Annotated in this window: 11 protein-coding genes; all 11 read right to left on the reverse strand. The window is 35.7% G+C overall.

Features of this window, described 5'->3' with window-relative positions; translation table 11 throughout:
* A partial coding sequence (locus DW005_RS14020; RefSeq protein ID WP_207658748.1) for a hypothetical protein occupies positions 1-232 on the reverse strand: 232 nt, incomplete at its 3' end.
* Positions 233-519: 287 nt separating this feature from the next.
* Entirely contained in the window at positions 520-1,365 is an 846-nt protein-coding gene (locus DW005_RS13050; RefSeq protein ID WP_117480081.1) for a hypothetical protein, read from the reverse strand.
* Positions 1,362-1,742 carry a hypothetical protein gene (locus tag DW005_RS13055; RefSeq protein WP_117480083.1) on the reverse strand — a complete coding sequence of 127 codons (381 nt, stop codon included), beginning with the start codon at positions 1,740-1,742 and terminating at the stop codon, positions 1,362-1,364. Before DW005_RS13055 ends, DW005_RS13050 begins: the two co-directional genes overlap by 4 nt.
* 5 nt (positions 1,743-1,747) lie before the next feature.
* Positions 1,748-2,008: a hypothetical protein gene (locus DW005_RS13060; protein ID WP_117480085.1), complete on the reverse strand. Its 261-nt coding sequence runs from the start codon at positions 2,006-2,008 to the stop codon at positions 1,748-1,750.
* 18 nt (positions 2,009-2,026) lie between these two features.
* Positions 2,027-2,908 (reverse strand): DUF5050 domain-containing protein, encoded by an 882-nt coding sequence (locus DW005_RS13065; protein WP_117480087.1) that lies wholly within the window; start codon positions 2,906-2,908, stop codon positions 2,027-2,029.
* A 24-nt stretch (positions 2,909-2,932) separates the two neighbouring features.
* Complete coding sequence (locus tag DW005_RS13070; RefSeq protein ID WP_117480088.1) at positions 2,933-3,760, reverse strand: hypothetical protein; 828 nt, start codon at positions 3,758-3,760, stop codon at positions 2,933-2,935.
* A 26-nt stretch (positions 3,761-3,786) separates the two neighbouring features.
* The gene (locus DW005_RS13075; RefSeq protein WP_117480090.1) at positions 3,787-4,452 is read right to left on the reverse strand and encodes an ABC transporter ATP-binding protein; all 666 of its coding nucleotides are present in this window, start codon (positions 4,450-4,452) and stop codon (positions 3,787-3,789) included.
* Positions 4,453-4,456: 4 nt separating this feature from the next.
* Positions 4,457-5,677 carry a hypothetical protein gene (locus tag DW005_RS13080; RefSeq protein WP_117480092.1) on the reverse strand — a complete coding sequence of 407 codons (1,221 nt, stop codon included), beginning with the start codon at positions 5,675-5,677 and terminating at the stop codon, positions 4,457-4,459.
* Positions 5,677-6,762: an FtsX-like permease family protein gene (locus tag DW005_RS13085; protein WP_181975056.1), complete on the reverse strand. Its 1,086-nt coding sequence runs from the start codon at positions 6,760-6,762 to the stop codon at positions 5,677-5,679. The genes DW005_RS13080 and DW005_RS13085 overlap by 1 nt, the downstream gene beginning before the upstream one ends.
* Before the next feature lie 2 nt (positions 6,763-6,764).
* Positions 6,765-7,319, reverse strand: coding sequence for a hypothetical protein (locus tag DW005_RS13090; RefSeq protein WP_117480096.1), 555 nt, complete (start codon positions 7,317-7,319; stop codon positions 6,765-6,767).
* A 74-nt stretch (positions 7,320-7,393) separates the two neighbouring features.
* Positions 7,394-7,837, reverse strand: a complete 444-nt coding sequence (locus DW005_RS13095) for a hypothetical protein (protein WP_117480098.1) — start codon at positions 7,835-7,837, stop codon at positions 7,394-7,396.
* Between the last annotated feature and the right edge of the window lie 87 nt (positions 7,838-7,924).

Raw genomic sequence — 7,924 nt, forward strand, 5'->3', positions numbered from 1 at the left:
AAAAATGAAATGGTATGTAATTTACACATTGCCTGTTTAGTTCTTCCATATCCATGTTTAAACAAATTGGAAACTGGGTATATTTGAGTACCTCTGCCATATAAGTAAAGAACAAAGTAAATACTATGATATAAGGAACTTTTCTTTTCTTATATTTAACATAATAAAATACAATCCCAATATATAAAAAACTTAGTGGCATCATAATTAACCAGTCAAAATCAATTTTCATTTTTGCTTTCACCCCCCGTCTGCTATCATAACACAAAATACATCGCATAAAACATAAAAGTCATGAACGGTCGTTTTTTGGGTATGAACGGTCATTTTGGCTAGTTTTTAAGCAACACATGATACCATTTATTCTATTCTTGTGTCTCTTTTGATTTTCGTAATCATAAAAAATCCTCCTTTTATATCGTTCTACTAATAATAACGATACAAAAGGAGGAAATCTGACAAATTATTTTTGATATCCAAGTAATATATGAATACTCTTTACTAATTTATTTCGCCAGCCTATAATTTTTCAACCCACTTAACCATACTTTCATTAATAGCATCCGAATACGGAAAATATCTTGATATTTTCCTCAACACTTGCGATTTTGCTTTTTTAAATCTTCGCTTATTCTTCTTCAAGAAATAATAAACCATCGCAACAATATCGTGGTCCGGTTTTTGTATAAATGCTCGGTCTGCCTGCGAAAATACATTTTCCAACAAACCTTGAAGTGCACACAAAATAGAAAATTCCGAAAACAAATTTTCTTTTTCATATACAAAACATTTCCATCGTTCTAACTCATCCGCTGACAGTACATCCCGAAGCAAAAAAATCCCCACATATGCCGTAGTTAAAATCCGGCTTTGCATTTCTTTATCAACCGGCAGCTGATATTTGTTCCACGCCTGCTCCAAGTGGTCAATATCCAATTTCCCCATTAAATCATAAAAAACCGGTTGTTCTTTCTGTAAAGCAGAAAAGTATTCCGAAACATCTTCTCGAATTACGCATCCATGATAGCAGTCCCACTCCACGGTAAACAGAATTTCATCCTGTTTTACGAATGCCAGACACTCAACCTGCAATAAATCTACCAACTGCTGTAATCCACTTACGTCGGCTGCCTTGCCATAAAGATAGTCCGGCTCAACCTGACACCATTTCACATCAAGAATTGTAAACATCTGAAGTTCTTCATATTGTTTTATGAGCGTTGGTGAAACCGGAACACCATCCAGCCGCCGTTCTCTGTTTTGTGTTCCTAATAATATAGTGTCACTCTCATGCAGTAAATAAGATATAAACTGCTGGTAAATGTTGCCCGTAACTGCAACACTTTGAATCATTTGATAGGTCATTTATTTTCGCCCTTCCTATTCTTTCGTATCATTAGCAGACAGGCTGCAATCATAAGCAGCAAGGTCACGCACGCCGCCAGTCTTCTAGAGTTTCTCATAAAGAAATTGTTTACGGCAATTCGTCTGCGTCTACGTGATTTTTCTTTTTTTGATATAGGCGGAACAATCCGAATTTTAAATATTGGTTCATCCGGATGCTTTTCTTTCCGCTCCATTTCTGCAACATATTCGCCTGCTACACCATTCTCTTCAAAATCCTTCTCAACCTGCCGAAAAAAATCAAGCATCTCATCAATTTCTTCAAGTGAACATTCTACACTTAGCTGTCTCATCTGCTCCATACAATTCTGTTTGGCGTTTTTTCCATAACTGTTCATTTTAATTAATTCACCCTTCCTTGATTTGTTGTTCCGGTAACAAGAATAAAATCCGATTCATCCTCCAACCAATCACTATCCCAATCACGATAATGGGAAGAACAATACTCCTGCCCAAATTCTTTTTCTGATGCAAGATGTTCCTCTTTCTTTTCTTCTAAAAATTGTATAATTTTTTTTAGTTCTTCCTGACTGCAAGATAACTCAGCCTGTGATAATCTCAAAAGATTATCATAGTCGTTCATACGGTAGCCATATAATATCATGATTTTGCCTCTCTTCTCTTAACAAACTTCTTTCAGCGTCTCATCATAAACCTTATTCCCCAAAACATGTAATTCCTTTGGTGACTGTTCACGTATTTTTTCTTTATTACCAGTCTGTAAATCAAATTTCCACAATCCATTATTCTTTAACTGAATTTTTTCCTTCTGCAAAATATCATTCATATTGTATGAATCCACACCATAATAAACAGCATCTTTTGTGCAGGCAACAGCGTCATTGGCACATTCTGTTTGTGACACGATTTTTTTGACCTTCTTTTTATCAAAATCAATCATATCAACACATCCATCACCAACTATTACTATTTTCCCGTTCACCATACACGTCACAACTACTGCGCTCGTTATCATGTAATCCATCTCCTCCTTTGTCTGTTTATCCACATCATAAGCCACTACTTTATCATAGGTCTTATAATAAACAATATTGTTTTTTATCGATATCAGCGAACGTAAGTCATCTTTTAAACCCAATAATTTCTCACTCTTTTTTGTGCTTCTATCATACACACATAATTCTTTTATTAACTCTAAATCATCTGCTCGTTCTGGTTTTGTGTAAAATATTTTGTTACCAATTTCAACAAACTGACAAACATCATCTAATAATTGTATCTGCTGTTTCCCGTTTCGCTCAATCTGGTATAACGTTCCCCACTCCTCTAAATTCTTCGCCTTTAAGTAAAGCATATAGTCCTTCTTCAGTTGATAATTTTCATGCATGTTTTGCAAATGCTCATCGGTATTATCAACCACTTCACTGCTTTTTACCCATGTCATTTCTTTCGATTCATTTTCATTTTTTTGGCAGCCTGACATACTCACAATTCCACAAATAATCGCTATTGTAATTACTACTACTCTTTTTAAATTTTTCATCTAAAATTATACCCTTTCCATTCCCTAGCGAACAAAATACTCTTCACCAACAAAACATACTTCATTCACTTCATCCGAAGAAATTTTTTTACTATCCGTTCCATCTGGGTTTACGCACCAAAGTCCTGTATCATCTTTTGTTTGTGAATCGGTGCCATAAAGTCCAAAATACACCTTGTCTCCATGTATGTAAACATCTGTTATATTTACATTCTTGCCCTCCGGAACCTCCCAGATATAAACACATTCACCGGTTTTGTAATTAGTTTTTGAAATCGTACAGTCATCTGCAATAAACACCCAGTCACCATCAAAGCAAACATACTGCGGATCGATTGAGCCACCTTCACAAGAAATAACTTCCTTTTTTCTTGTTTTTAAATCGTACGAATACAATATATCCTGACTCATTTTATCAACTAAAACCAGTTTCCCATCATCTCCATTTTGTAGACAAAAGGACTCAACACTCTGCGTAAGTCTTTCATCATTGGAACCGTCCAAATCACATACACGCAGTTCATTTTTTCCAGTCATTTGATAAGTTGTCGTATAATAGATTTTTCCATTGTAAACAAGATACGAAACCACATCACTTGTTATCTTTTCCTTTTCTGTTGAATTTTTCTCATAAACATCAATTTTTCCCCCTTCTCTAAAATACAACTTTCCATCAACTGTCTGGTACACCATTTCAGGATTTTTCTTTTTTTCGTCCAGCGAGTTTTGCGGCATGTTATTTTGTTTTTCAAAAACCTCTGACCATGCCGAATCTGAAAGACCAAACATGCCACATGATGTGCAGAAAATCACTGCAATCACCAAAATAAGTAGTTTCTTTGTTGTTTTCATGATTTACTTCCTCCTCTTATTGTTCTTTATACAATCTCCCCATCACTAATTTCAATTACACGCCCGCACCGTGCGGCGACTTCCATATCGTGTGTTACAATAATAACAGTTTTCCCGCCTTGATTCAACTTTTCAAACACGTCCATGATTTCCCCGGATGTCTTAGAATCCAGCGCACCGGTCGGTTCATCTGCAAGTAAAAATGCCGGATTATTTACTAATGCACGAGCAATCGCCACACGCTGCTTTTGTCCGCCGGAAAGCTGGCGAACCGGCTTTTTCGCTAATTCATCAAGACCGACGTTTTTTAATGCAGTCATAATTTTTTCCCTTCGTACATCATTTCCTTTTACTTTTCCAAAAATCAAAGGAATCTGAACATTTTCCTCGATGGTGTATTCATCAATCAAAGCATAGTCCTGCATGACAATACCAATTTTTTGATTGCGAAATCTGGCACGGTCTTTTTCCTTCAAATCTCCTACCGACACCCCATCTACAAGATAACTTCCCTTATCGTAAGAATCAATTGCCGCCAAAATATGCAGTAACGTGGATTTTCCGGCACCGGACTTTCCGATAATTGCCACCATTTCTCCTTCATCAATTGAAAGGTCAATCCCTTTCAAGGCACAAAATTCATTTGTCTTTCCCTTGTTGTATACTTTCACTAAATTTTTAATTTGAATCATAACATTACTCCTTTCGATTTCGTAATACATCCGCAGGTTGTTTTTTTCTTAAAATCTGATACGGTACAATAAAATGGACGGCACAAAGCAACAGAATTACACCACCTAAAAGTACAAGTACCGGAACTGAAAAATTCACATACACGTAATTTTCCAGATGCAGTTTAGCTGTAACTGCTAAGAAAAAGAAAAACATAACAATTGACAAAAACGCACTAAACAAACTCTGTACTAAGGAAAAACAACTGCACTTTTTCCATGGCAGTCCAAGCAGACTAAACACAGCATTATGATATAAATCATCTGCCATATTCAAGGTACATACATTAATTAAACTTACAATGGTAATAATCAATACACTCAATAAAACCGGCAAATACATCATGACCTTGCGAATCATTTCATGATTTGAACTCGCCATAAATGTTTCCAAATTTGCATCTAACGCTGAATCTTGAGATAACTCACCAAGATTATCCTTTAATACCATGTTATTTCTATTTTTCTCTGTACGACTGATGCCGTCTTTATAGACAATAAAATGTTCCCTGTCATATGTAACCGGCATATTCACTGATTTAGCCCCTGTTTCTGATGTCAGAAACAATACCGTTTGTTCCTGCTCATACCGATATGTAGAAAAAATATCACGGTAATCATAATACAAACGATTTCCCTGTCCAAAATCATGTCCAAGGATTTGCGCTCCTTCATCTAATACACCAACTACTTTTATGGAAATTGTATGCGGCTTTCCCTGCTCATCTCCATAATCAAGCGATATCCTAGAACCTTTTTTCCATCCGTATGGATTTTGAGAAACCACAACCGGCATACAGCCTTTCTCCAAAGGCTCGTCCGAAAGCCAATCCCCCTCTGCCAAATCCGGCTGATAATTTTCTATCATTTGATTCGGATATACGGCAACATTTATACCATTCGCAGCTTCTTTCGAAAGCAAATTCTGCGTACCAATTGCCAAAACATAATCAACCTTTTCCATGCCCTTTGCAATAGCATCCGGATTTGCACCATGGTATCCCGATGCGGATAAATAAAGCCCCTCCTTGTGATTCAATTGCGCAAATGGTCGATACAGGCGGTATTCCGCCAAAAGTGTTGACGCAGACACACACAGTACAAACAAAAGTGCTGCCATTTGAAACACGATAAACACATTACGCTTTCCATGCCGTATGTATTCACTAATTGCTAAAATTCCCATTAGGATTCCCCCCTTCTAAATTGCAGTATACTTTTACGCGTTACCGAGCATGATAAAAGATACCCAAATATAAACGTTATCATCAAAAAGATTCCAATAATACATCCATATTCCCCGACACCGTAAACACGGTCAACATAACGAAACCATGAAAGCATCTGTGGATAAAGAAGGAAGCGGAAAATTCCGATTGATACAACAACCACACAAATCATATTACATAGAATTTCCATAAAATACATCATACGTGCCCTTTTCTTACTGCATCCACATAAAAGAAATACGCCCAGATTCTTTCTTCTTTTACGGAAAATATAACTATAAATCATATACATATTACATGCTGCCAAAAGAGCCAATATCGCACTTACCACAAGCATAGAATATTTCTGCTTCAAATCCTGATTATTTGCTACATAAAAATCATCTGGTTCTCCACCTAATTTTTTTACATAACTTCTAAACAACTCATACTGCTTTCGTGTCGGAAGTGAGGTAAGTCCGAAAGAAAGATTCTGCCAGACACATTTTTTAGGAAATGAAGTATATGGAACATAAAATGTATCAATATCTCCACAAAATGAATTTGTAGCTACAATTTTATATGTATCCCCCTCCAATTTTACCTCATCGCCATACTTTTTAAGTCTATCTTCCGTTGAAACAAGCACTTTGTTTTTATTGACATAATCTTCATTTGTGTAATAAAAACCATCAATGCCATACTTCATATAAGAATAAACGGTATCACTGAATCCATACTTTCCATTTTTAAGCTGCGCATGGTCAATATAAGAATATTTTCCTGACTTGCTTTGAGCTGTCACATAAAAATAATCCACATTATCACTGTCATTCACCATTGCCCTGAAAAACTCATCTAACTGCTTTGACGTAATATCCGCCTTTTTAATGGAAGCATTCAGCGACCGTGTGTCGTCATAATCATTAATTTCATATAGGTTGTTTTGAAACACGCCAAAAACGAAAAAAATACATAAAAGCGCCAAAATTTGTGAAACAAGAAGTATTATAAATATTGACGTGTGTTTCCGAATAAAATCTATCCAATTTTTTAGAATCATTTCTACTCCTTTCCCGTTGTCCCATAACGATAGGAAAAATGATGTTTTTTTGCCCATTTTTCCGCATAGGAATCTTTGGTAACATATATTGTAATTTGCTTCTTCAAATTCTTAAAATGGCGCGTATCTATTTTCTTTATTGATGGCGGAAAAACAACCGTTTCTAAGTTTGGACACCCCTGAAACTCCAGTTCTTCAATCCCATCTTCCAAAACAATATGTTTCAGATAATAAGAGGTCTGCTCCAATTGACTTAACATTTGAACCGTTTTAACTTTCTTTTTTTCGTATTTTGCCGGAATATTAAGCGTATCTTTTCCCTTAAACTGCGTCTCTGTATAAATCTCTAATACTCCTCCATCATACAAAGTCATACTGTCAATTGGTTTTCTTGACTGCCCCGACACATCAACTTCTTCCTTTCCAGTGAAGTCCTTAATTATATCAATTGTGTTTTCCTCTGCCCTTTTATTATGCTGATAAGCATACAATGAAACTCCGGCACATACAATTGCAATTAAGATAACTGCTAATACAAGAATTCGAACCCGTCTCATAGTTCTGTCTCCTTTCAATTAAAGGTTATAAGGGAAAATGAATTAAAATCAATTTCCCTTTAACTTTATTAAATTTACTTGTTCTGACTCACTGTATATTCAAATTTATCATCTAAAAAATTTGTATATCCAGCACCGCTTGGTTTCATAGAGCAGTTCCATGACAATGCCTTATGATGATGCTGACGATCCGCTGTACTACGATAACGAGATACCAAAGCAATCAACCAGTTTCCACTACCAACTACATTTTCTTTACTATCCTTTTCAATTATTTTACCGTTATTGTGGCGGCGATCAACGTATACTGAATAGTATCTTTTACTGTTAGCCGTGTTTTTAATTTTAGTTTTTGCACTCTCCTGGTTTCCTTCAGCCGTCATAGAACAAATGTCACCAGATTTTGTTTTTGTATAGTTTTTCCCATACATATTGGGATAAGCAGCCAAAGCTGTACTTCCAACTACTAGCGATAATAACATTGAGCCTGCAATGATTTTTTTTGCCTTATTAAACATATTGAAATTCTCCTTCTTTTTAGTTAAAATATATTTGTAGTTATTTTTTTGCGTTCTTTTCTTATGTAGTGTGTAAAATTAAGAAAA

It is taken from the genome of Clostridium sp. AF36-4, from assembly GCF_003435975.1.
GTDB lineage: Bacteria > Bacillota > Clostridia > Lachnospirales > Lachnospiraceae > Eubacterium_F.